This is a genomic window from Paraburkholderia agricolaris, assembly GCF_009455635.1.
Classification (GTDB): domain Bacteria; phylum Pseudomonadota; class Gammaproteobacteria; order Burkholderiales; family Burkholderiaceae; genus Paraburkholderia; species Paraburkholderia agricolaris.
Genome location: NZ_QPER01000001.1, coordinates 4,618,182 through 4,642,164, shown reverse-complemented (window position 1 = coordinate 4,642,164; position 23,983 = coordinate 4,618,182). Strand labels below are relative to the sequence as shown.

21 protein-coding genes are annotated in these 23,983 nt (G+C 63.2%); 20 read left to right on the top strand and 1 reads right to left on the bottom strand.

From position 1 onward, the window contains the following. The first annotated feature begins 132 nt into the window (after positions 1–132). Positions 133–435, top strand: coding sequence for an H-NS histone family protein (locus GH665_RS20540; protein WP_028198479.1), 303 nt, complete (start codon positions 133–135; stop codon positions 433–435). A 300-nt stretch (positions 436–735) separates the two neighbouring features. Here GH665_RS20540 and GH665_RS20535 read toward each other — a convergent pair whose 3' ends face one another. Then, positions 736–1,800, bottom strand: coding sequence for a glycosyltransferase family 4 protein (locus GH665_RS20535; RefSeq protein WP_153137893.1), 1,065 nt, complete (start codon positions 1,798–1,800; stop codon positions 736–738). Positions 1,801–2,497: 697 nt separating this feature from the next. Between GH665_RS20535 and flhD the strand changes: the two genes are divergently transcribed. The 19 genes from flhD to GH665_RS20440 all read left to right on the top strand — a co-directional run bounded on the left by flhD (position 2,498) and on the right by GH665_RS20440 (position 23,979). Next, positions 2,498–2,818 carry a flagellar transcriptional regulator FlhD gene (gene flhD, locus GH665_RS20530; protein ID WP_006050893.1) on the top strand — a complete coding sequence of 107 codons (321 nt, stop codon included), beginning with the start codon at positions 2,498–2,500 and terminating at the stop codon, positions 2,816–2,818. A gap of 51 nt (positions 2,819–2,869) precedes the next feature. Further along, a complete protein-coding gene (flhC, locus tag GH665_RS20525; RefSeq protein ID WP_106355136.1) occupies positions 2,870–3,430 on the top strand; it encodes a flagellar transcriptional regulator FlhC in 561 nt (186 codons plus the stop codon). Positions 3,431–3,669: 239 nt separating this feature from the next. Beyond that, positions 3,670–4,530 carry a flagellar motor stator protein MotA gene (gene motA / locus GH665_RS20520; protein ID WP_028198483.1) on the top strand — a complete coding sequence of 287 codons (861 nt, stop codon included), beginning with the start codon at positions 3,670–3,672 and terminating at the stop codon, positions 4,528–4,530. A 21-nt stretch (positions 4,531–4,551) separates the two neighbouring features. Continuing rightward, positions 4,552–5,559 carry a flagellar motor protein MotB gene (motB, locus tag GH665_RS20515; protein ID WP_153137891.1) on the top strand — a complete coding sequence of 336 codons (1,008 nt, stop codon included), beginning with the start codon at positions 4,552–4,554 and terminating at the stop codon, positions 5,557–5,559. Positions 5,560–5,643: 84 nt separating this feature from the next. After that, positions 5,644–6,021 (top strand): response regulator, encoded by a 378-nt coding sequence (locus GH665_RS20510; RefSeq protein ID WP_153137889.1) that lies wholly within the window; start codon positions 5,644–5,646, stop codon positions 6,019–6,021. 110 nt (positions 6,022–6,131) lie between these two features. Then, entirely contained in the window at positions 6,132–8,432 is a 2,301-nt protein-coding gene (gene cheA / locus GH665_RS20505) for a chemotaxis protein CheA (RefSeq protein ID WP_153137887.1), read from the top strand. Positions 8,433–8,483: 51 nt separating this feature from the next. Next, entirely contained in the window at positions 8,484–9,014 is a 531-nt protein-coding gene (gene cheW / locus GH665_RS20500; RefSeq protein ID WP_054038497.1) for a chemotaxis protein CheW, read from the top strand. Positions 9,015–9,063: 49 nt separating this feature from the next. After that, positions 9,064–10,947, top strand: a complete 1,884-nt coding sequence (locus tag GH665_RS20495; protein WP_153137885.1) for a methyl-accepting chemotaxis protein — start codon at positions 9,064–9,066, stop codon at positions 10,945–10,947. Between the two features lie 204 nt (positions 10,948–11,151). Continuing rightward, the gene (locus tag GH665_RS20490; protein ID WP_153137883.1) at positions 11,152–12,117 is read left to right on the top strand and encodes a CheR family methyltransferase; all 966 of its coding nucleotides are present in this window, start codon (positions 11,152–11,154) and stop codon (positions 12,115–12,117) included. Continuing rightward, a complete protein-coding gene (gene cheD, locus GH665_RS20485) occupies positions 12,114–12,884 on the top strand; it encodes a chemoreceptor glutamine deamidase CheD (protein WP_153137881.1) in 771 nt (256 codons plus the stop codon). The genes GH665_RS20490 and cheD overlap by 4 nt, the downstream gene beginning before the upstream one ends. 5 nt (positions 12,885–12,889) lie before the next feature. Further along, the gene (locus tag GH665_RS20480) at positions 12,890–13,978 is read left to right on the top strand and encodes a protein-glutamate methylesterase/protein-glutamine glutaminase (RefSeq protein WP_167530967.1); all 1,089 of its coding nucleotides are present in this window, start codon (positions 12,890–12,892) and stop codon (positions 13,976–13,978) included. A 63-nt stretch (positions 13,979–14,041) separates the two neighbouring features. Beyond that, positions 14,042–14,437, top strand: a complete 396-nt coding sequence (cheY, locus tag GH665_RS20475; protein WP_153137877.1) for a chemotaxis response regulator CheY — start codon at positions 14,042–14,044, stop codon at positions 14,435–14,437. A gap of 1 nt (position 14,438) precedes the next feature. Then, complete coding sequence (gene cheZ / locus GH665_RS20470) at positions 14,439–15,149, top strand: protein phosphatase CheZ (protein WP_153137875.1); 711 nt, start codon at positions 14,439–14,441, stop codon at positions 15,147–15,149. A 285-nt stretch (positions 15,150–15,434) separates the two neighbouring features. Next, on the top strand, positions 15,435–15,980 hold the full coding sequence (locus tag GH665_RS20465) for a DUF2844 domain-containing protein (protein WP_153137873.1): 546 nt from the start codon (positions 15,435–15,437) through the stop codon (positions 15,978–15,980). 15 nt (positions 15,981–15,995) lie between these two features. Further along, the gene (locus tag GH665_RS20460) at positions 15,996–17,285 is read left to right on the top strand and encodes a DUF3443 domain-containing protein (protein ID WP_153137871.1); all 1,290 of its coding nucleotides are present in this window, start codon (positions 15,996–15,998) and stop codon (positions 17,283–17,285) included. 248 nt (positions 17,286–17,533) lie between these two features. After that, complete coding sequence (gene flhB / locus GH665_RS20455) at positions 17,534–18,745, top strand: flagellar biosynthesis protein FlhB (RefSeq protein WP_153137869.1); 1,212 nt, start codon at positions 17,534–17,536, stop codon at positions 18,743–18,745. Further along, a complete protein-coding gene (gene flhA, locus GH665_RS20450; RefSeq protein WP_153137867.1) occupies positions 18,742–20,844 on the top strand; it encodes a flagellar biosynthesis protein FlhA in 2,103 nt (700 codons plus the stop codon). The genes flhB and flhA overlap by 4 nt, the downstream gene beginning before the upstream one ends. Positions 20,845–21,209: 365 nt before the next feature. Beyond that, positions 21,210–23,117, top strand: a complete 1,908-nt coding sequence (flhF, locus tag GH665_RS20445) for a flagellar biosynthesis GTPase FlhF (RefSeq protein ID WP_153137865.1) — start codon at positions 21,210–21,212, stop codon at positions 23,115–23,117. Next, positions 23,110–23,979, top strand: a complete 870-nt coding sequence (locus GH665_RS20440) for a nucleotide-binding protein (protein ID WP_153137863.1) — start codon at positions 23,110–23,112, stop codon at positions 23,977–23,979. Before flhF ends, GH665_RS20440 begins: the two co-directional genes overlap by 8 nt. The last annotated feature ends 4 nt before the right edge of the window (positions 23,980–23,983 follow it).

The following is a 23,983-nucleotide window of genomic DNA, read 5'->3' as shown; positions in this document are numbered from 1 at the left end:
TGTTTTACAATTCATCGACGCTTAATAATTATCAGATGATTTCTTGCTAAATCGGTATTATTGTCCATTGCGAATTTTTATAATTGCAGCTAGTCTGCGAGCGAATGAGTTCTAGAAAAGGGGAGAACCGAAATGTCTCAATATGCAGACCTCAAGGCGCAGATCGCCAAATTGCAGGCACAGGCTGATGAAGCACGGCGTACTGAAATCGATAACGTTGTCGCTGACATCCGCCAAAAGATCGCTGAATACGGTCTAACCGCGCAAGATCTCGGCTTTGCAGTTGCCGCCCGGCGCGGACGCCCGCCAAAGAAGGCACCGCTGCCGGCCAAGTATCAGGACCCGAAATCGGGTAATACCTGGAGTGGGCGCGGCAAACCGCCCAAGTGGATTGTCGGCAAGAACCGCGAACGTTTTCTGATTGGCGCGGCTTGAATATCCTGCCGCTCCAGATGAAAGCCAACTGAAGGTTGATTGGTGCCGGGTCGCTAATTTGTGATGCGCTAATCCGGGATGGAAGCGTATCCACAACCGCATTAAAAAAGCCGCCTCTGAAGGGCGGCTTTTTCGAAGTGGAAGCGGGTTAACTCCTGCTAACCGCTCGCGCAAACGATTCACAAGGCAAATTTACTTACGATTGGCGTGCAAACTGGAAACCGGCGTGAGCGACAGACGCATGGCTTAAGCGGCTGAACGCATAAAGATCTCAGTCGCTTAAGCGTGTCGCTCCAGCCCTTACCCCATCGCTACCTGGCGCAACACCGGGCGGCGCGTCGCGTCGATCAGCGCCGAATAGCCATCAACGTAATTCTGAGCCATCGTTTTCGAGCTGAAGCGGCGTTCGAATTGCGCGCGGATTTCGGTGCGCGACAGTTCGTCCAGGCGCTGCAAGGCGGCGACCGCACCTTGAACGTCCTCGACAATGTAGCCGGTCACGCCGTGGTCGATCACTTCCGGCACCGAACCGCGGTTGAACGCGATCACCGGCGTGCCGCACGCCATGGACTCGATCATTACCAGACCAAACGGCTCAGACCAGTCGATCGGGAACAGCAGCGCCTTGGCGCCCGACAGAAACTCGGGCTTTTGCGCCTCGTTGATTTCGCCGACGAACTCCACGTGCGCCATCGAGAGCAGCGGTTCGATTTCCTTCTTGAAGTATTCCTGGTCGACCTTATCCACCTTGGCGGCGATCTTCAGCGGCAAACCGCTTTGTGCAGCGATCTTGATAGCTGTATCGACGCGCTTCTCCGGACAGATACGGCCGAGAAACGCCAGGTATTCCGGCTTCTTGTGCGTTTGCGGCGTGAGCAGTTGCTCCGGCAGGCCATGGTAAATCGTGTTCAGCCAGTTGGCCTGCGGCAGCGGTGCGCGCTGCGAATCCGAAATCGACACCACCGGGACATTCGAGAATGCATCGAACACCGGCTGCAGTTCCGGCAAGTCGAGGCGGCCGTGAAGCGTCGTCACGAACGGTGTGTCCATGGTGGTGAAGAGCGGGAACGGCATGTAGTCGAGGTGAAAGTGCAGCACGTCGAACTCATGCGCGACCTTGCGCACCTTTTCCATCATCAGGACATGCGGCGCCAGCGCATCGCGGATCGTCGGATCGAGGCGCAGCGCGCGAGGCCAGCAGGCGTCGAGGTTCGCGGAGGTGACCGAGTCGCCGCTCGCAAACAGCGTGACGTCATGGCCGAGATCGACCAGCGCTTCGGTCAGGTACGAGACGACACGCTCGGTGCCCCCGTAGAGTTTCGGCGGGACAGCTTCGTATAACGGCGCAATCTGTGCGATTCGCATGCGTTGTTCTCCTGTTCAAAACGGCTTCGCACAGCGACGCTCGAGTAGAGCGGGGAGCGAATGCCTGACGGACGGTTGGGCGCGGTAAGCCGCCGCCCGGGGGTGCTCCGAACCTGCATCGGGTAATCCCTTAGCTTCATTATCGGGATCGGCCGCGCTAATTCGAGTTATTTTTCAAACGCTTAATGTTGTTACAGCGCGAAACATGATGCGTTACAGGTCGGCAGGAGGGCTGTCCCGATAGTCGGGAGGCACGGCTGGTGGACATTCAAACGCTGAAGAAACATCAGCAAGGAGCGGTCCCGGGACCCCGGGATCACGTCCGTTGCGCAGAAGTGAAAACGTCTTATAATTCTTCCTCACCGCTGCAAGGTGCGGATTGTGAGCCACTCAGAACTCACCATTTGGTTCACATTTCGGCCGCAATGTTATCCGGATCGCATCGCGAGCCCCAAGCCACGCGGCACTTGACCTGCTTCAATCTTCTTTCTGACGCCCTCCGTGTAGGAAAAATTCCTACACGAATGACGGATTAATCCGTCAGGTAGGCTGGGTGTCTGTCCGATTTTCGTTCGCCCCCCCTTTCGACACAATGCTCGCAAGACCAGAAACGAGCCGATTCGTGCGGTTTAAGTGCGCGCGTTCGAGCAAACGTTTCCGTAACGGCCTGACCAGCCAGATACACCCCGGGGGAATCATGAGCGCGACAAGCGAAATGCTCAATGAGATCAGAGAAGTCAACCTGTCTTATCTCCTGCTCGCACAGCGTCTGCTGCGCGAAGACAAGCCGATGGGCATGTTTCGCATGGGGATTTCGGACCAGTTGGCCGACGTGCTCGCCAATCTGTCTTTGGCGCAGACCGTGAAGCTGGCGGCGTCCAATCAGGTGTTGTGCCGTTTCCGTTTCGATGACCATGCCGTGCTGTCCGCCCTTGCGGACAAAGGCAAATCCAGCGCTGTGGCTCAGGCGCATTCCGCGATCCTGATGGCAAGCCAGCCAGTCGAGCAACTCGGCTGATGGCAGCTTTTAGCTCAAATAAAGCGATCAGGACGGGGGAAATGCAAACGGATGGCGTATAAAAGTGTGGTGCAGGAAGTCAGGGAAATCACCCTGGCCATCGAGCTGATCGAACTCGGCGCGCGGTTGCAATTGCTGGAAGCTGAAACCAGTCTGTCGCGCGACCGGCTGATCAAGCTTTACAAGGAATTGAAAGGGGTGTCGCCACCCAAGGGCATGCTGCCCTTTTCGACCGACTGGTTCATGACCTGGCAGCCGAACTTTCACTCGTCGCTGTTCTATAACATTTACCGTTTCATGGCCGGCCACGGCGGCTGTCTGACGATCCAGTCGATCGTGAAGAGCTACCGGCTCTATCTGGAACATGTCCAGATGCACGACGACGAGCCCGTGCTCAGTCTTACGCGCGCCTGGACGCTAGTGCGCTTCTTCGACTCCGGAATGCTGCAAATGACCGCCTGCTGCCGCTGCGGCGGACATTTTGTCGCGCATGCGCACGATCCGCAGCACGCCTTCGTCTGCGGGCTGTGCCAGCCGCCTTCGCGCGCCGGTAAGACAAAGAAATTTGCCGATGCCCGGGCCCGCGAAAGCCTTGCCGCGCTTGAGGTTTGACCCACAAAGCGGCATTGGCCTACGGCGCGCAACCCGGTGCACGCGCCGTCATACACGTCCCAACCCCTACCCGGCGGGCTTTCCGGCCCCACTGGCCGGCGCCAGACCCTGACGGGCGGGTTTAACCCGCCTCTGGTTTACACCGGAGTGACGCGCCGCTTTTCCGTCAAAGTTTTCTGCTCCGTTGCCGTAAACCAGATTAACGACGGTCACCGTCGCTTCTTTGTGAGGGCTCGGCAGTGCTGATTTTCGTGGGAACACTCGTGACGCTATTGTCCGTTTTCGGCGGTTACGCGCTGGAAGGCGGCCATCTCGGCGCGCTGTTGCAGCCTGTCGAAGTGCTGATGATCGTCGGCGCCGGCGTCGGCGCGTTCATTCTCGGCAACGGGATGAAGACTATCAAGGCGACACTGCGCGTCATTCCGACCCTGTTCAAGGGCGCGAAGTACAACAAGGACGTCTATATGGAGCTGATGGCGCTCCTTTACGTCCTGCTCGCCAAGGCGCGCAAGGAAGGCACGCTGACGCTGGAAGCCGACATCGACGATCCGGCGAAGAGCCCGATCTTCACGCAGTACCCCAAGATCCTCGCCGACAAGCACATCATCGAATTCCTGACCGACTACCTGCGCCTGATGGTGGGCGGCAACATGAACGCGTTCGAGATCGAAAGCCTGATGGACGAGGAGATCGAGACGCACCACCAGGAAGGCGAAGCCCCGGCGCATGCATTGACCAAGGTTGGCGACGCCATGCCGGCATTCGGTATCGTGGCCGCTGTGATGGGCGTGGTGCACACCATGGCCTCCGCCGACAAGCCGCCTGCCGTGCTAGGCGAGATGATCGCCCAGGCGCTGGTCGGCACCTTCCTCGGGATTCTGCTTTCGTACGGGCTGATCAGCCCGCTCGCGAGCGTCGCCGAGCAGCGCGTGACCGAGTCGACCAAGATGTTCCAGTGCATCAAGGTGACGATTCTTGCCAGCCTGAATGGCTACGCGCCGGCGATTGCCGTCGAATTCGGCCGCAAGGTGCTCTTCTCGACCGAACGCCCGTCGTTCGCCGAGCTGGAAGAGCACGTGCGCCGCGTCAAGGCCAAGTAACGGGCGCCGGGAACCGATTCGATGAGCAAGGACAAAGACCGCGCCATTGTCGTCAAGCGCTCCGCGCCGGCCAAGAAAGGTCATCACGGCGGTGCGTGGAAGCTCGCGTACGCGGACTTCATGACCGCGATGATGGCGTTCTTCCTGCTGATGTGGCTGCTGAGTTCGGCGTCCACCGTGCAGTTGAAGGGCATTGCCGATTACTTTAACCAGCCGTTGAAGATCACCTTGTGGGGCGGCGATCGCAGCGCCGAGGACTCGAGCATTCTGAAGGGCGGCGGCCGCGACATTTCGACCGACGCCCAAGGTGTAACGCGCGCCACTGACGGCTCGACCGCGCGCGCCGAGCGCACCGCTTCACACAACGACGAAGACTCGGTCAAGCAGTTGCAAGGCGAGTTGGAGCGCCGCGAACAGGTCCGTCTGCACGATCTGCAGATCAAGCTGATGGCCGCGATCGAAGCGAATCCGGTACTGCGCCAGTTCAAGCAGCAGATCCGCATCGATTCGACGCTGACCGGCCTGCGCATCGAAATTGTCGACTCGCAGAAGCGGCCGATGTTCGCGACCGCGAGAGACGTGGTTGAACCGTATATGCGCGACATCCTGCGCGAAATCGGCCACACGCTGAACGACGTGCCGAACCGCATCATCGTGCAAGGGCACACCGACGCCGCGCAGTACGCGGGTGGCGAGAAGGGTTACAGCAACTGGGAACTGTCCGCGGACCGCGCCAATGCGTCGCGCCGCGAGCTGATCGCCGGCGGCATGGACGAAGCGAAGGTAATGCGCGTGCTCGGTCTCGCGTCGACGCAGAACCTGAACAAGGCGGACCCGATGGATCCGGAGAACCGTCGCATCAGCATCATCGTGCTGAACAAGAAGTCGGAGGAGGCGCTTGACCATGACGACTCCACCACGACTACCTTGTCGGACGACGCGGCCGGCTCCAAGCCGCTGCTGCAAAAGCTTGCGCAACCGGTGACGGTTGCACCGAAGGCGCCGGCGGTAGTGCCGGCGGCCCAGTAACAGACAACGATCGCCAGGTCGGCTCCGGCGCCCATGTGGCGCGGACCGGCCGGCGATCCATAGCGTAAGTGCAGCGAGGTTTTCATGATCAGGCACATTCTGGCGATCGACGATTCGGCATCGATGCGGCAAATTCTTGCCGCAACGCTGACGACGGCCGGTTATGAAGTGACGCTCGCGGCGGACGGCAATGAAGGGCTCGAAAACGCGCTCGCCATGTCGTTCGACCTCGTGCTGACCGACCAGCACATGCCGGGCAAGACCGGCCTCGATCTGATCACGGAACTGCGTGGCAACCCGGCCTATGAGGCGACCCCCATCCTCGTCCTCACGACGGAATCGGGCGAACCCTTCAAGGCGGCGGCGCGGGCCGCGGGGGCGACCGGCTGGATCGAAAAGCCGCTCGATCCCGACATGCTGACCGAACTGGTGGCGGCGTTAGCCGAACCGGACCAGGCATGAGCACCCCGTAAGCACCACCTTTAGACAAGTTATAGAAGCTCTCGACGCAGCGGCGCGCAAGCAGCCCAAGCAGCCCAAGCGTAGACAGGAACTCTCGCGGTGACCCAGGCATGACACTCGACATCACTCAGTTCTATCAGACCTTCTTCGACGAAGCGGACGAACTGCTCGCGCAGATGGAGCAGTTGCTGCTCAATCTGGATATCGCCCACCCGGACCCCGAAGACCTCGCGGCGATTTTCCGCGCGGCGCACTCGATCAAGGGCGGCGCGGCGACGTTCGGCTTTACCGCGCTGACGGAAACGACCCACATTCTGGAATCGCTGCTCGACCGCGCGCGCAATAACGAACTCGTGCTGCGCAAGGACATGATCGACACGTTCCTCGAAACCAAGGACGTGTTGTCAGGCCAGCTCGCCGACTATCGCGCGAGTGCCGAACCGGATGCGGCGGTCGCCAAGGCGATCTGCGCGAAGCTCGAACAGTTGCATGCGGAAAGCCGTTTCGACGCGGCGCCGGTCGCGGCGGCGGCAGTTGTAGCACCTTTGGAAGCACAAACAGCAGGTCAAGGCGGTACCCCGCCCGAGCACGTCGTCGAACAGGCGGTGCAGGCGGCGGGTGAATGGACTGACGGCGAACCGGCACAGACCGGGCAAGCCGCGGGCGCTGGCGACGCAAGTGGCGCCGCCGGCCCCCATCTGAAAATTACGCTACGGGGCGTAGGTGAGAAGGACCAGGAACTGCTGGCCGAAGAGCTCGGCAACCTGGGCAACATCGTCGGGCAGGTCAAGAGCGGCGGCGAATTGACGCTGTGGCTTCAGACCGATGTAACCTCCGACGACATTATCGCCGTGTGCTGTTTTGTGATCGACGAAAGTCAGATCTCGATCAGCCGCGGCACGGCACCGGCAGACGAGACGCAGCAAGGCGAACCTGGAACGCCCAACGCTACCGACTCGACGCCGGCGCATGCAGCACAGACGGCACCGGCAGCACAAGCGGAGCGCGCAGCATCGTCGGCACCGGTGGCCCACACCGCTGCGCCCGCTCAAGCCGCCGCCACGCACGGATTGTTCGACAGCCCGGGCTCAGCCGCAACGAGCCCGGCGTCTGCCACGGCAGCACCTCCAGCGGCAAACAGCACGCCGGCGGCAAGTCCCGCTGCGCCCGCCGAGCAGGACCGCAAGGCAGGCGGACGGCCGGCTGCGGCGGCCGGCGGCGCGGAAGGCAGCTCGATTCGCGTGGGCGTCGAGAAGGTCGATCAGTTGATCAACCTGGTCGGCGAACTGGTGATCACGCAGGCGATGTTGGCCGAGACCACCAGCACGTTCGATCCGGCCTTGCATGACCGGCTCTTCAACGGCATGGCGCAGCTCGAGCGCAACGCGCGCGATCTGCAGGAAGCCGTGATGTCGATCCGCATGATGCCGATGGATTACGTGTTCAGCCGCTTCCCGCGTCTGGTGCGCGATCTGGCGGCGAAACTCGGCAAGGAAGTGGAACTCGTCACCTTCGGTCAGGCGACCGAACTCGACAAGAGCCTCATTGAACGGATCATCGATCCGTTGACTCACCTCGTGCGCAACAGTCTCGACCACGGCATCGAAACCGTGGAAGCGCGGCGCGCGGCGGGTAAGGATGCGACCGGCCAGCTGGTGCTGTCGGCGGCTCACCATGGTGGCAACATCGTCATCGAAGTGAGCGACGACGGCGCGGGTTTGCGCCGCGACAAGATTCTCGCGAAGGCGGCGAAGCAAGGCATGCAGGTCAGCGAAAGCATGACCGACGAAGAAGTCTGGAACCTGATTTTCCTGCCGGGCTTCTCGACGGCGGAGCAGGTCACGGACGTCTCCGGCCGCGGCGTCGGCATGGACGTGGTGAAGCGCAACATCCAGTCGATGGGTGGGCACGTTGAAATCACCTCGCATGCGGGCAAGGGCAGCACGACGCGCATCGTTTTGCCGCTCACGCTGGCGATTCTCGACGGCATGTCGGTGAAGGTCGGCAACGAGATTTTCATCTTGCCGCTGAACTTCGTGATGGAGTCATTGCAGCCGCGAGCCGAGGACATCTACACGGTGGCCAACGGCGAGCGCGTGGTGCGCGTGCGCGGCGAATATCTGCCGCTCGTCGCGCTGCACGAAGTATTCACGGTCGAAGACGCCAAGCAGGAACCGACCCAGGGCATCGTCACCATCATGCAAACCGAGGGGCGCCGCTTCGCGATGCTGATCGATGAACTGGTGGGGCAGCAGCAGGTGGTCGTAAAGAATCTGGAAACGAATTACCGCAAGGTGCACGGCATTTCCGCCGCAACCATTCTCGGCGACGGCAGTGTCGCGCTGATCGTGGACGTGGCGGCGCTGAACCGCGAAACGCGCCATGCACACGGCGCGATGAGCCTCGCATGACACTCGTCGAACTCACTCAACTTATTTCATCCCAACCGTTTGGGGGCTAACGTGGCAGAAGTCCAATCCATCAATTCGAGCGTCGCGAACGCGACGAATGGTCGCCGCGACGCGCAGCAGGCAGACGCCGGCGGTCAGGAATTCCTCGTCTTCACGCTCGGCGCCGAAGAGTACGGCATCGACATTCTCAAGGTGCAGGAAATCCGCGGCTACGACAACGTGACGCGGATCGCCAATGCGCCTGAGTTCATCAAAGGCGTGATCAATCTGCGCGGCATCATCGTGCCGATCGTGGACATGCGCATCAAGTTCCATCTGGGCCGCGTCGAATACGACCACCAGACCGTCGTGATCATCCTGAACGTCGCGCATCGCGTGGTCGGGATGGTGGTGGACGGCGTGTCGGACGTGCTGACGCTCGCCACCGACCAGATCATGCCGGCGCCGGAATTCGGCGCGACGCTGACAACCGAGTACCTCACGGGTCTGGGCACGGTGGACGGCCGCATGCTGATCCTGATGGATATCGAGAAGCTGATGACCAGCCGCGAAATGGCGCTGATCGAAACGCTCAGCGCGTGAACGGCAGTACGCGTCGGGACGGAAGAAAGATCGAACAGGGAGCATCAAGATGCTGAGCAGGTGGTCGATTCGCACATCGTTGACGATGGTGGGGATCATTCTGGTGGCGCTGACGGTGGTGGTCGGCGCGCTGGGTCTAACCGCGTTGAACGACGCGAGCCGGTCGCTCGACCGTATCGCGCGCGGCGACCTGGTCGCCATTCACGCGCTCGACGATGCGTCGTCATACCTGTTGCGCTCGCGCGTCTCGCTCGACCGCTTCAACGCGTTGAGCGCGGCCGGCGACACCGAACAGGCGAAGAAGGTCCTCGATCGCGCGCAGGAACTGTACGGCATGGGTAACCAGAGCTGGCAGGTCTATCTCGACACGCAAAAGAACGGCGTGAGCCAGGCGCAACTGGACGAACTGCTGGCGCGTCGCACGTCCCTGATGCGCGACGGCATGGAGCCTGAATTCGCCGCATTGCGGGCGAACGATCTGGCGGCCTATCACGCCATCGCCGATACGAAGATCAGCCCGTGGTTCGTTTCGTACGACAACGCCGCGTCTGCTGTCATCAAGGCGCTACAGCAGCATGCGGTGGATCAGCAGTCGAGCGCGCAATCGAACATTTCGCTGATGACTACGCTGATCATCGGCGTCACCGTGCTCGCGTTGCTGATGGTGATCGGTATCCGTTTCGCCCTGCGCGGCCTGATCGTGCAGCCGTTGAGCGATGCGACCGCGTGCTTCGAACGGATGGCCTCGGGCGATCTGTCCGAGACCATCGAAGTATTCAGCCGTAACGAAATCGGCCGCCTGTTCTCCGGCATCAAGCGGATGCAGGAAAGCCTCGCCACGATGGTGAAGTCGGTTCACAGCAGCACCGAATCGATCGATACCGGCGCGCGCGAAATCGCGATGGGCAACACCGATCTGTCGCAACGCACCGAACAGCAGGCGGCCTCGCTGCAGGAAACCGCGTCGAGCATGGAGCAACTGACGGGCACCGTGCGGCAGAACGCCGAGAACGCCCGTCAGGCGAGCCAACTGGCGGTCAGCGCGTCCGATATCGCGACCCGTGGCGGCGACGTGGTGAACCAGGTCGTCACGACGATGCAGGACATCGCGACCAGCTCGAACAAGGTCGTCGACATCATCGGCGTGATCGAAGGGATTGCGTTCCAGACCAACATTCTCGCGCTGAACGCGGCGGTCGAAGCTGCCCGGGCAGGCGAACAGGGCCGCGGTTTCGCGGTGGTCGCGGGCGAAGTGCGCAGCCTCGCGCAGCGCAGCGCCAGCGCCGCGAAGGAAATCAAGGAGTTGATCGGCGACTCGGTCGACAAGGTGCAAAGCGGCTCCGCGCTGGTCGGCCGCGCGGGCACCACGATGGACGAGATCGTGCAGGCGGTGCGGCGCGTGACCGACATCATGGGCGAAATCAGCGCGGCTTCCGAAGAGCAATCGGGCGGTATCGAACAGGTCAATCGCGCGGTCGTGCAGATGGACGAGGTGACGCAGCAGAACGCCGCGCTGGTCGAACAGGCTGCGGCTGCGGCGGCCTCGCTCGAAGAGCAGACGCGTCAATTGCAAGCGGTGGTGAACGGCTGGAAAGTGGGCGGCGAGGCGCGCGGCAGTGCAGCGACGCGTGCCCCGGCTGCGGCACGCCCGAGCGCCAGTAAGAGCGGCGGCCAGTACGTGCAGTCGGCGAAGGCAGCGCCGCCAGCGTCCGCTCATGCCGCGGCACACCCGGCAGCAGGCAAGGCGGCAAAGACAGCAACTCCGGCAACGCCGGCAGCAGCACCGGCTTCGGCCGCTCAGGGTGCCGACACCACACGTGTCGAACCGGCTCTCAAACCGAAGACGGCCCGCGCCGCCTCCGACTCCGCAACACGACCGGCCGCCGCAGGCGCCGGGACGGCAGGATCGGACGCGGACTGGGAAACGTTCTAGGAAGTGGCACAAAGACATGCGGTCATTCGACATCTCGCTCCCTGAGGGGCGAATCATCGAAGCACGCTTACAAAGCGTGTCGTGGGCCGACTGCGTGTTTGCAGAACTCGCGGGCGGGCGCGACCCCGCGAACTCAATCCGTTTCGGCAGAAGCAATCCTTTTGACGAAAAGCCGGATGGCTCGTATTGCAGGCGGGAACTCTCATGACGGCAACGCGCGCACAACAACCTCCGCGAGCGGCACGTGCCGACCGGGCGGAACCGGTTAGATCCGGCGAGCAAGGACGGGATTTCGAATTCACGTCGGCGGATTTCGCCCGGATTCGCGATCTGATTCATCGCAGCGCGGGCATTTCGCTGTCGGATCACAAGCGTGACATGGCGTACAGCCGGCTGGCGCGGCGGCTGCGCGCCCGTGGCCTCGAGACTTTCAAGCAGTACCTCGATCTGCTTGAAGCGGAAAACGACCCGGCCGAGTGGGAGGCGTTCACCAATGCGCTGACCACCAACCTGACCGCATTCTTTCGCGAAGCCCATCATTTCCCGATCCTGGCCGAGTTCGTGCCGCGTCGCCCGCAGCCGGTTTCGGTGTGGTGCTCGGCGGCCTCGACCGGCGAGGAGCCGTATTCGATCGCGATGACGCTGATCGAAGCGCTCGGCGATAGCGGCGCGCGCCAGGCCACCGTGCTCGCCACCGACATCGACACGCAGGTGCTGGCGAAAGCCGAAGCCGGCATGTATCAGTTCGACCAGGTGAAGCACCTGTCGCCCGAGCGGCTCAAGCGCTTCTTCCTGAAAGGCACGGGAGCGCACGCCGGTCTCGTCAAGGTGCGACCGGAAGTACGCGCGATGGTGCGCTTCGAACAACTGAATCTGACTGACCGCGATTACCAGTTGCGCTCGCAGTTCGACGCGATTTTCTGCCGCAACGTGATGATCTATTTCGACAAGCCGACGCAGGCACAGGTGCTTGCGCGCTTCGAGCCGCTGATGAAGTCGGGTGGTCTGCTGTTCGCCGGCCACTCGGAAAACTTCACCTATGTGACCCAGGCGTTCAAGCTGCGCGGCCAGACCGTCTACGAACTGACGCGCGACGCAGGCGCCGCACGCACGCCGGCGCGTGCCACGAGCCATGCGGGTAGCGTAACGACAAGCGGGGTGACCGCATGAGCAGCAGCCTGCCGATCGCCTCCAATCTATACTTCGACAACCACTTCCAGCGCCCCGGCGTGAAGTTGTTGCCGAACGAGTTTTACACGACGAGCGAAGACATGGTGCTCGTCACCGTGCTGGGCTCGTGCGTTGCGGCCTGCATTCAGGACCGCACGGCCGGCATTGGCGGCATGAATCACTTCATGCTGCCCGACGACGGCGCGGACGCCGGCCAGCCCGCGTCGGATTCGATGCGCTACGGCGCGTACGCCATGGAAGTGCTCATCAACGAACTGATCAAGGCCGGCGGCCGGCGCGAGCGTTTCGAAGCCAAGGTGTTCGGCGGCGGCGCGGTGCTGGCCGGCATGACCACGATGAACATCGGCGATCGCAATTCGGAATTCGTGCGCCGTTATCTGGCGCTCGAAAAGATCCGCATCGTCGCCGAGGATTTGCAGGGCAATCACCCGCGCAAGGTCGCGTTCATGCCGCGCACCGGCCAGGTGATGGTGAAGAAGTTGCGCTTGCAGCAGGAAGCAGGCGTGGCCGAGCGCGAACAGGCGCTCGTGCGGCAAAGCGCCGAAGCGCGTGCCGAGCGGCTCGCGGCAGCACGCAAACGGGTCGAGTTGTTCTCGACGCCGGCTGCCACGCGGCCCAGGGTCGAACTGTTCGGCACAACGGCAGGCGGTGCGGGCGCAGGCAGCCCGAAGCCGCGTGTCGAGCTGTTCGGCGGTGGCTCGCGCCCGATCAATTCAAACAACGCCAGAACTACAGAGGAGGCGTGAGCGCTGTGCAAAAGATCAAAGTACTGTGCGTCGACGATTCGGCGCTGATTCGCAGCCTGATGACGGAAATCATCAATGGCCAGCCGGACATGACTGTCGTGGCGACCGCACCCGACCCGCTGGTCGCGCGCGAGCTCATCAAGCAACACAATCCGGACGTGCTGACGCTCGACGTCGAAATGCCGCGCATGGACGGTCTCGACTTCCTCGAGAAGCTGATGCGCCTGCGGCCGATGCCGGTCGTGATGGTGTCGTCGCTGACCGAGCGCGGCAATGAAATCACGCTGCGCGCGCTGGAGCTGGGCGCGGTCGACTTCGTCACCAAGCCGAAAGTCGGCATTCGCGACGGCATGCTCGACTACTCGGAAAAGCTCGCCGACAAGATTCGCGCCGCGGCTCGCGCGCGCGTGCGCCAGGCCGCGCCGGTGCACCACGCGGCCACGCAAGCCGCGCATGCGCCTGCCGCCGCCGCGCCGCTGTTCAACAATCCGCTGCTCAGTACCGAGAAGCTGATCATCGTCGGCGCGTCGACGGGCGGCACCGAAGCGATCCGTGAAGTGCTGGTGCCGCTGCCGCCAGATGCGCCCGCGGTGCTGATCGCGCAGCATATGCCGCCGGGTTTTACGAAATCTTTTGCACAACGCCTTAATGGTTTGTGCCGGATTACCGTTAAAGAGGCAGAGCACGGCGAACGCGTGCTACCGGGACATGCGTATATCGCGCCCGGCCACGCTCACCTGTTGCTGGCCCGCAGCGGCGCGAACTATATTGCGCACCTGTCGGACGAGCCGCCGGTGAACCGGCATCGGCCGTCGGTCGATGTGTTGTTCCGTTCGGCCGCGCAGCACGCGGGCAAGAACGCGGTCGGCGTGATTCTGACCGGGATGGGGCGAGATGGCGCCGCCGGGCTGCTGGACATGAAAAAAGCGGGGGCGTATACCCTTGCGCAGGACGAAGCGAGCTGTATCGTGTTCGGCATGCCACGCGAAGCCATTGCGCTCGGCGCGGCGGACGAAATCGCGTCGCTGCCGGAGATGAGCCGCCGCGTGATGGCGCGTTTGTCGTCGATGGGTGATCGCGTACAGCGGGTATGATGCGCGCGTATGGAATGAACAGGCGGTCATGCGCCGCATCAAGGATCAAGCAAAGGGAATGAAATGGATAAGGGAATGAAAATTCTGGTGGTTGACGACTTTCCGACGATGCGCCGGATTGTTCGCAACCTGCTCAAAGAGCTCGGCTACTCGAACGTCGATGAAGCGGAAGACGGTCAGGCCGGCCTCGCGCGTTTGCGCAGCGGCACCTACGACTTCGTGATTTCCGACTGGAACATGCCGAACCTCGACGGTCTGGCCATGCTCAAGGAAATCCGCGCCGACGCCAATCTCACGCACCTGCCGGTGCTGATGGTGACGGCCGAGTCGAAGAAGGAAAACATCATCGCGGCGGCTCAGGCCGGCGCGAGCGGTTATGTCGTCAAGCCGTTCACGGCCGCGACGCTCGACGAGAAGCTCAACAAGATTCTCGAGAAGATGGCAAAAGCCGGGAGCTGATGTGAATCTGCCGACCAACGCGCAAAGCGCTGATGCGGTCAGCGAGAGCGGTGACTTCGCGTCCGATCGCATCCTCGCCCGTATCGGACAACTGACGCGCACGCTGCGTGACTCGATGCGTGAGCTCGGGCTCGACAAACATGTCGAGCGTGCGGCGGAAGCCGTACCCGACGCCCGCGATCGCCTGAAGTACATCGCGAACATGACGGAACAGGCCGCCGAGCGCGTGCTGTCGTCGATCGAAATTGCCAAGCCGATCCAGACGCAATTGCAGCAGGACGCGGGTGAGCTCGACGCGCGCTGGGAGCAATGGTATGCGGCGCCGATCGAACGCGAGGAAGTGCGCGCGTTGATGAACGACACGCGCATCTTTCTGCGCGGCGTGCCTGAAGCGACGGGCGCGACCAACGCGCAGCTGATGGAGATCATGCTGGCGCAGGACTTTCAGGATCTGACCGGCCAGGTCATCAAGAAGATCACGGATGTCGTCTACCTGATCGAGCAGCAGCTGCTCGGCGTGCTGGTCGAGAACATCGCGCTCGAGCGGCGCGAGCAGTTCGCGGCGAACGCGGCGGCTCTCGCGGCCGAACCGTCGTCCACCGGCAGCCCCGAACATCTGCTGAACGGTCCCCAGATCAATCCGGAAGGCAAGACGGATGTGATGCAGGACCAGTCGCAGGTCGACGATCTGCTGGCAAGTCTCGGCTTCTGACCGGCCAGCCGCCCGCAAGGGCGGGATAGCGGACGGCGGGATCGCGGCCCGGTATCGGCGGCAAGCCACGCTCCCGCGTGCGCTTGCTGTCTACCGACACAAACCACAGGCATACTACGGACTCAAGCAGCGGCACGGTTTTCCGGTGAGATACAGTCACCGGTCGGTGGCACGATGAGGCATGGCTTCTGAGTGCGACCGCAGCGGTGCCGTATGATCTGCATACATGCGGCCGGTTCGCACGAGGTGCGCACCGAGCCACAGCAGCTCGGGAGGAGCCTTGTCATGTGGAGTCGTGTACGTCGCGCCGGATTCGTTATCGCGCTAGCCTTACCTTGTTCGCTGTCAGCCGTACAGTCCGCCCATGCGGCACTGGGCGGCGACCCTATGACGCCCCCCGCGGATGCGTCGGTGTCTTCCCGCACCGTGCAGCCCGCCGCCAGTTCGGCATCGGGGGCCCAAAGCGTGATGCGTTCTGCATCCAGCGCGGCCTCTTCCACCTCGGCTTCCGCCTCCTACACCGTGCGTGAAACCACGCTGGGCAACGGCACGGTGGTGCGCGAATACCTTGCCGCCGATGGCTCGGTGTTCGGCATCGCGTGGCGCGGTCCGCAAATGCCGGATCTCAACGATCTGCTCGGCAGCTATTTCCCGCAATATGTGGCCGGCATACAGGCTGTGCGCGCGGCGCGCGGAGGCGGTCATGGCCCCGTTGCGGTCAACCAGAGCAGCCTCGTGGTTCGCTCCGGCGGCCACATGGGCGCGTTCAACGGTCAGGCCTGGTTGCCGCAGGCGTTGCCTGCCGGCGTCAGCGGTTCCGACATCCAGTAAGGGCGAGGACAAACGATGCGAACCATGCAAAGTGCTGTGAAGCTCAAGGGCTGGATGCAGGCCGTCGTGGCCGTGGTGTTGGTGTCGGTGCTGGTCGCCTGCGGCGGTGGTGGCGGCTCCAGCTCCAGCAACAATTCGTCGGATGCGCTGAACGGCGGCTCACTGCCCGCCAGCCCGACCCAGCAACCGATCGCCTCGAATGCCGCGAATACCGTGCCGATCACGGTCGCGCAAGGAGTGAACGGCGTCATCAATATTCCGACGGTTAGCGTGACCATTTGTCCGCCAGGCACGACAACTAATTGTCAGACCATCAACAACATCCAGGTCGATACGGGTTCGTTCGGGCTGCGTGTGGTCAGCTCGGCGCTGAATACCTCGGCGTTGCCGATCAGCACCCTGAGCAGCGGCGCGCAAATTGCCGAATGCGCGACCTTTGCCGACGGCTACACGTGGGGCACCGTGCGCACCGCGACCGTGCAGATCGGCGGCGAGACGACGGGCAGGGCCATTCCGATACAGATCATCGGCGATATGGCCGCGAGTACGGTGCCGGCAAAGGGTTGCGGCAGCGGCTCGGCGGAAAACACGGCCAGCGATCTTGGCGCCAACGGTATTCTCGGCATCGGTACGGCGCTCTATGATTGCGGCACCACTTGCGCGAACGCGGCCACTGCGTCCACCTACAGCAATTACTTCGCATGTCCGGGCGGCGCTTCCTGTGCCCGTACCGCAGTGCCGCTCGCCCAGCAGGTCGCCAATCCGGTCGCCAACTTCACCGGCGACAACAACGGCGTGATCGTGCAGATGCCGCCGGTGTCGAACACCGGTGCACCCTCGGCCACCGGCACGCTGGTATTCGGGATCGGCACCCAGTCGAACAATGCGCTGGCGGCCTCGCAGACCTTCGCCACCGACGGCTACGGCGACCTGAATAACAGCGTCTATAACGGGACGACCGTGCAGGCGTTCTTCGATTCGGGCTCGAACGCGTACTTCTTCTCCGATAGCTCGATCACGCAGTGCCCCAGTAATTACGCCGGGTTCTATTGCCCGTCGGCCGCGCAAACCCGTTCGATCACGCTGTCCGGCCAGAACAGCACGACCGCCAGCGTCAGCATCGGCATCCTGAACGCGGCCACGCTGTTCGGTAACAGCAGCAACTACGCGTTTAACGATCTGGGCGGGCAGATCGGCGGCAGCAGCAGCTTCGATCTCGGCCTGCCGTTCTTTTACGGCCGTCACATGTACTACGGCTTCGACTTGACGTCGACCACCGGTCAAGCGCCGTACGTCGGCTTCTAGGCCGTAGACGCAAGCTTAAGAACCGGCTGGGTACCCGCGCGCGATAGCGCGGGTGCCCGCTTGACCCTGGCGCGCTCCGTTGTCGGGGCGCAATCGCCACAGTCCCGCCAGCAAACGCCGCCGGGCGCTCCATCCCCCGAAATACCCCCCTTTCTCCAGCTTTATCCGCCGATCAGCGCTTGCGTCGAGCGGGAATAATCGCTCTCACTGGAAAGAGGCGCCGTGCCTCAGCCGACTGGAGAGCGTTTGTGGCAGAGGATAGCGACCTCGAAAAAACCGAATCAGCCACTCCCCGGCGCCTGCAGAAGGCGCGCGAGGAAGGGCAGATCGTGCGTTCGCGGGAGCTGTCGACGTTTGCGCTGCTGGCAGCGGGATTTTTTGGCGCATGGGGTATGTCCAGCCACATCGGCGAGCATTTGCAGGCAATGCTGCGTTCGTCCTTCACGTTCGACCATGCCACGGTGTTCGAAACCCGCCGCATGATGAGCGGCGCGGGTCTGGCGAGTCGCGAAGGCCTGTATGCGCTGCTGCCGATTCTCGCCTTCACGGGCGCGGCGGCCTTGCTTGCGCCGATGGCGCTGGGCGGGTGGCAGTTTTCTTCGAAAGGACTCGAGCCCAAGTTCAACCGGCTCAATCCGATTGAAGGCTTCGGCAAGATGTTCTCCATCAACGGGCCGATCCAGCTTGGCATGTCGCTCGCGAAGACGCTCGTGGTCGGCGGCATCGGCGGCTCGGCGATCTGGACTCGCCGCGAGGAAATTCTCGCGCTGGCGACTCAGCCGATACAACTGGCGCTCGCCAACACCGTGCATCTGATCGCGGTGTGCTGCGGCATGACGGTGGCCGGCATGTTCGTCGTGGCCGCACTCGATGTGCCGTATCAACTCTGGCAGTTCCACAAGAAACTGCGCATGACGAAGGAAGAAGTGAAGCGCGAACACCGCGAAAGCGAAGGCGATCCGCACGTGAAAGGCCGGATTCGCCAGCAGCAGCGCGCGATTGCCCGCCGTCGCATGATGACCAACGTGCCGAAGGCCGACGTGGTGGTGACCAACCCGACGCACTTCGCGGTCGCGCTGCAGTACACCGACGGTGAGATGCGCGCGCCGAAGGTGGTCGCCAAGGGCGTCAATCTGGTGGCCGCGCGAATCCGCGAAATCGCTGCCGAGAACAACGTGCCGTTGCTGGAAGCGCCGCCGCTCGCGCGTGCGCTGTATCACAACGTCGAACTGAACCGTGAAATTCCCGGCCCGCTGTATGGCGCGGTCGCCGAGGTGCTCGCCTGGGTGTATCAGTTGCGGCGCTTCAACACCGAGGGCGGCGTCGCGCCGGTCGCACCGACCGATTTCGACGTGCCCGCGGACCTCGACAAGGGCGGCGTGCCGGACGATGAAGCCGAGCAGGAAGCCGCCGACACGCTTAACCCCGCTAACGACAACGCTTCAGGAGCCTCCGCATGAACGCTCGCGCCGGATTCCTGTCCCGACGGCCGGATGCCTTGAGCAGCACCAATTTGCGCGCCCTCGCCGGGCCGGTGCTGATCTGCATGATCCTCGGCATGATGATTCTGCCGCTGCCGCCGTTTCTGCTGGATCTGCTGTTCACCTTCAATATCGCGCTTTCCGTGATGGTGCTGCTCGTCAGCATGTACACGATGAAACCGCTCGACTTTGCCGCTTTCCCAAGCGTGTTGCTGTTCTCGACCTTGCTGCGCCTGTCGCTGAACGTCGCGTCCACGCGCGTCGTGCTGCTCGAAGGCCATACCGGGCCGGACGCGGCGGGCCAGGTGATCGAGTCGTTCGGCCACTTCCTCGTGGGCGGCAACTTCGCGGTCGGTATCGTCGTCTTTGTCATCTTGATGGTCATCAACTTCATGGTGATCACCAAGGGCGCCGGGCGGATTGCGGAAGTGTCCGCGCGCTTTACGCTCGATGCGATGCCCGGCAAGCAGATGGCGATCGACGCCGACCTGAACGCCGGCCTCATCAATGAAGAGCAGGCCAGGAAGCGCCGCGCGGAGGTTTCGCAGGAAGCCGAGTTCTACGGCTCGATGGACGGCGCGAGCAAGTTCGTGCGCGGCGATGCGATCGCCGGTTTGCTGATCATGCTGATCAACATCGTCGGCGGGCTGATCGTCGGGATGGTCCAGCACAACATGGACTTCGCGGCGGCGGGCAAGAACTACACGCTGCTGACGATCGGCGACGGGCTCGTCGCCCAGATCCCGTCGCTGGTGATTTCGACGGCCGCCGGCGTGATCGTTTCGCGCGTCGCGACCAACGAAGACATCGGCACGCAGCTGACCGGCCAGCTCTTCACGAATCCGCGCGTGCTGATCATCACCGGCTGCATTCTGGTGCTGATGGGCCTGATTCCGAACATGCCGCACTTCGCGTTCCTGGTTCTCGGCGGCGGTCTGATTCAACTCGGCCGTACGATGAAGAAGCGCAGCGAGGCGCGCAAGACCAGCGCCGCGCTCGTCGACGTCGCGCCGGCCGCGATGGCGCCGACGGAAAATACCGAAGCCAGCTGGGACGACGTCACGATGATCGACACGCTCGGTCTCGAAGTGGGCTACCGGCTGATTCCACTCGTCGACAAGAACTCGGATGGCGAACTGCTCAAACGGATCAAGAGCATCCGCAAGAAGTTCGCGCAGGAAATCGGCTTCCTGCCGCCGGTAATCCATATCCGCGACAACCTCGAATTGCGGCCGAATGGCTACCGGATCGCGCTCAAGGGCGTCGAGGTGGGCGTCGGCGAAGCGTATCCGGGGCAGTGGCTGGCGATCAATCCGGGGCAGGTGTCAGCCGCGCTGCCGGGCACGCCGACGCAGGATCCGGCGTTCGGGCTGCCGGCGATCTGGATCGATACGAATCTGCGCGAACAGGCGCAGGTGTACGGCTACACCGTGGTCGATTCGAGCACCGTGGTGGCCACGCACCTGAATCATCTGGTGGTCACGCATGCGTCCGAACTGCTCGGCCGCCGCGAAGTGCAGGCGCTGCTGGAGCGGATGCAGAAGGACACGCCGTCGCTGGTCGACGATCTGGTGCCGAAGTCGCTGCCGCTCACCACCCTGCAAAAGGTGCTGCAAAACCTGCTGGAAGAAGGTGTGCCGATCCGCGACATGCGCACGATTCTCGAAGCCCTGTCCGAACACACGCCGAAGATCACCGACGCGCACGATCTCACCGCCGCGGTGCGCCTCGCGCTGGGCCGTGCGATCACCCAGCAATGGTTCCCGGGGGTGGGCGACATGCAGGTAATGGGCCTCGATTCGAATCTGGAGCGGGTGTTGTCGCAGGCGCTTTCCACGGGTGCCAATCCGGGCCTCGAGCCGGGTCTCGCGCATACGCTGCTCAATGAAACGCAGAAAGCGATGACGCGTCAGCAGAATCTTGGGCTCGCGCCGGTGCTGCTGGTGCAGCATGCATTGCGGCCCATGCTCGCGCGCTTCCTGCGCCGCAGCCTGCCGCAGTTGAAGGTGCTGTCTTACGCGGAAGTACCGGATACGCGCAACATCAAAGTGGTGAATCTGATCGGGGCGCACGCTTAAGTCCCGCATGGCAGGGCTTGCACGATGATTCCCGGCAGTTAGCCGAAGTTGTTCCAGACCAATGATTTCCCGCCGGCGCTCCTGGAGCGCCGGTTTTCATTTCAGCGTCTGACTTGGCGTGCCGCAAGCGTCTGACGGAGGTCATGCTGCGTCCGCAAAAACGCCGCTGGACGCGGCTCTGGCGCCTGTTTCAAACCGCCTGGCGCGTGCCTCGCGGCGCGCTTCCATCGCCCGAATTGCCCACCTTTAACGGTCTTTATCCACCGATCGTCGCTCGACAGGTTTCGCAATAATGATCTCAATGGGAAGCGGTATGTTGCCGGTCCGTTAGTCCGTAAGTCCGTTTACCTCATCGGGGGTCCAGCTTGAACATTCGTAAATTTGTCGGTGCTACCAGTCGCGATGCTCTGCGTCTCGTGCGCGAAGCGTTGGGCCCGGATGCCGTCGTTCTGTCAAACCGCACGATGGACGACGGCAGCGTCGAGATCGTCGCGCTAGCCGACAGCGACCTCGCCGCCATCACACCGAAGGCGCCGCGCGGTAGCGCAGGCGCAGCGCTGGCCATGCCGACGACTGCAACGACTGCAACGACTGGACAGCAAGCCGCGCTCGCCGCACCGCGCGCCAATCCGTATGCGAGCGGTATGCCCGATGTGTTTTCGTCAGTGTTTGGCGCAAGCCCGGAAGCGGGTACCGAGAACATGACGCCGAATGTTTCGCATGCCGCTAGCGCTTCAGGCCCGGCTGCCAAGGCTGCCGCTCCCGCCGCGCCGAAGGCCTCGCTGCCGAACGCGCCTAAAGCAGCGCTCGCCGCGCCCGCCGCGGCGGCTACGGCGACGTCGGCGTCGCAACCGATCAGCATCGAGCAACCCAGTGCCCGCGCCGCAGTGACGCGCCTCACCGAAGACATCCGCGCGGATCTGCTTAAAGCTGCCGGCGTGCCCGCCGCACCCGCCGCCGACACGCCGCGCACCATGGCCGAATCGAATCCCTGGCTGATCGATCACGCACGCCGCATCGCGGCCGAACAGCAGCAGCAAGGCGCATACAGCGCGCGCCCCGCCGCGATGACGCCGGCCGCCGCGATGGCCAAGGGCCTCGGCGCCGCAGTCGAACCCGGCGCACAACCGGCCGCGCCGCAAGTCACCGATACGCCCGAATGGGCCCGCGAAGCCCAGCAACTCGCCGCGCGCCGTGCCGCTCAGAAAGCAGCCCCGCCGCTGCCCACGGGCGACGACGCCCGCACCCCGGCTTCGGTCGCCGAAGCGATCAAGGCGCGCATGGAGCAGGTCGTCAACGACACCGTGATGCATGAACTGTCGTCGATGCGCGGCATGATGGAAGAACACTTTGCCGGCCTGTTGTGGGGCGACCGCCAGCGCCGCAGCCCGGCGCGCGCCGCGCTCACCAAGCACCTGTTCGCCGCCGGTTTCTCCGCGCAGCTCGTGCAGATGATGGTCGACAACCTGCCCGACGACGTCGACAACATGGAAGGCGGCATGGAGTGGGTGCGTTCGGTGCTCGAATCGAACCTGCCGGTGATGGAAGACGAAGACGCGCTGATGGAGCGCGGCGGTGTGTTCGCGCTGATGGGCCCGACGGGTGTGGGCAAGACCACGACCACGGCGAAGCTCGCCGCACGCTGCGTGATGCGTTTCGGCGCCAGCAAGGTGGCGCTCCTCACCACCGATAGTTACCGGATCGGCGGCCACGAGCAACTGCGCATTTTCGGCAAGATTCTCGGCGTCTCGGTTCATGCGGTGAAAGACGGCGCCGATCTGCAACTCGCGCTCTCCGAATTGCGCAACAAGCACATCGTGCTGATCGACACGATCGGCATGAGCCAGCGCGACCGCCTCGTCTCCGATCAGATCGCCATGCTATGCCGCGCCGGCCAGCCGGTGCAGCGTCTGCTGCTGCTCAACGCAACGAGCCACGGCGATACCCTGAACGAAGTGGTGCAGGCCTATCAGCGCGCGCCGGATCAGCAGCCGCTCGCCGGCTGCATCCTCACCAAGCTCGACGAGGCCACCAATCTGGGCGGCGTGCTCGATACGGTGATTCGCTACAAGCTGCCGGTGCACTACGTGTCGACCGGTCAGAAGGTGCCGGAAAACCTGTACGTCGCGACCAGGAAATTCCTGATCAAGAGCACGTTCTGCATTCCGCGTGACAACTCGCCGTTCGTGCCGCACGACGACGACATTCCGGCGCTGCTGTCCGCGCTGTCCGCACGGTCGACGGCCGAATTGCACGAGGTCCGCTTTGGATAAATTCATTTCGGATCAAGCCGAAGGACTGCGGCGTTTGTTGGCGAGAAGCGGCTCGCGCGTGATTTCAGTGGCGGGTGGATCGGCCGGCGTGGGCTCCACGACGATCGTGGTGAACCTCGCCGCGGCGCTCGCGCAACAGGGCAAGGACGTGCTGGTGATCGACGAGTGCCTCGGCGGCAAATCGGTGAGCGCGATGCTCGGCGGCGTGCGCGGCGCAGGTAATTTTGCGGCTGTGATGCGCGGCGAGATGGCGCTCGACGAAGCCACCGCACGGCACGCACTCGGGTTCTCGGTGCTGACCGCCTCGCGTCACAACCGCGAGGGCCACACGGCCGCGCAGTTGAGCGCCGTGTTGCGCGGATCCGCCGACATTGTGCTGATCGACGCGGAGCTCGACGAACACGGTCACCTGTCACCGCTTGCGATGCAGGCGCATGACCTGATGATCGTGACACGGGTGGCCGCGCAGGCGATCACCGACGCGTATGCGTGCATGAAACGTCTGCACTACGCACACGCCACCGCGCAGTTTCGCGTGCTGGTGAATCACGTGCAGAGCGTTGACGACGCGCATACCGCCTTTGTCAACCTGGCCGGCGTGGCTGGACGCTACCTGACGGTGGCGCTGGAAGACGCCGGTTGTATTGCCGCCGATGCGCGGATGGCGCGAGCCCTGGAGTTGTCGCGGTGTGTCGTCGATGCGTTCCCATCGACACCGGCCGCACGCGACTTCCGGCATCTCGCTGCCGAACTGCAGTACTGGCCGATGCGGCCAGCGATGTCGTCGCAAGCGCCGTGGATGGCGCCAGCGACAGTTACAGCGGCGCAACACGCCGACCAACCGTCCGCGCAGCACGCCTGAGCGG

What these genes read in the sequence shown, in the direction of transcription:
- GH665_RS20540 (WP_028198479.1), top strand. Translation starts at nt 133, where the DNA reads ATGTCTCAATATGCAGACCTCAAGGCGCAGATCGCCAAATTGCAGGCA.
- GH665_RS20535 (WP_153137893.1), bottom strand. Translation starts at nt 1,800, where the DNA reads ATGCGAATCGCACAGATTGCGCCGTTATACGAAGCTGTCCCGCCGAAA.
- flhD (WP_006050893.1), top strand. Translation starts at nt 2,498, where the DNA reads ATGAGCGCGACAAGCGAAATGCTCAATGAGATCAGAGAAGTCAACCTG.
- flhC (WP_106355136.1), top strand. Translation starts at nt 2,870, where the DNA reads ATGGCGTATAAAAGTGTGGTGCAGGAAGTCAGGGAAATCACCCTGGCC.
- motB (WP_153137891.1), top strand. Translation starts at nt 4,552, where the DNA reads ATGAGCAAGGACAAAGACCGCGCCATTGTCGTCAAGCGCTCCGCGCCG.
- GH665_RS20510 (WP_153137889.1), top strand. Translation starts at nt 5,644, where the DNA reads ATGATCAGGCACATTCTGGCGATCGACGATTCGGCATCGATGCGGCAA.
- cheA (WP_153137887.1), top strand. Translation starts at nt 6,132, where the DNA reads ATGACACTCGACATCACTCAGTTCTATCAGACCTTCTTCGACGAAGCG.
- GH665_RS20495 (WP_153137885.1), top strand. Translation starts at nt 9,064, where the DNA reads ATGCTGAGCAGGTGGTCGATTCGCACATCGTTGACGATGGTGGGGATC.
- GH665_RS20490 (WP_153137883.1), top strand. Translation starts at nt 11,152, where the DNA reads ATGACGGCAACGCGCGCACAACAACCTCCGCGAGCGGCACGTGCCGAC.
- cheD (WP_153137881.1), top strand. Translation starts at nt 12,114, where the DNA reads ATGAGCAGCAGCCTGCCGATCGCCTCCAATCTATACTTCGACAACCAC.
- cheY (WP_153137877.1), top strand. Translation starts at nt 14,042, where the DNA reads ATGGATAAGGGAATGAAAATTCTGGTGGTTGACGACTTTCCGACGATG.
- GH665_RS20465 (WP_153137873.1), top strand. Translation starts at nt 15,435, where the DNA reads ATGTGGAGTCGTGTACGTCGCGCCGGATTCGTTATCGCGCTAGCCTTA.
- GH665_RS20460 (WP_153137871.1), top strand. Translation starts at nt 15,996, where the DNA reads ATGCGAACCATGCAAAGTGCTGTGAAGCTCAAGGGCTGGATGCAGGCC.
- flhA (WP_153137867.1), top strand. Translation starts at nt 18,742, where the DNA reads ATGAACGCTCGCGCCGGATTCCTGTCCCGACGGCCGGATGCCTTGAGC.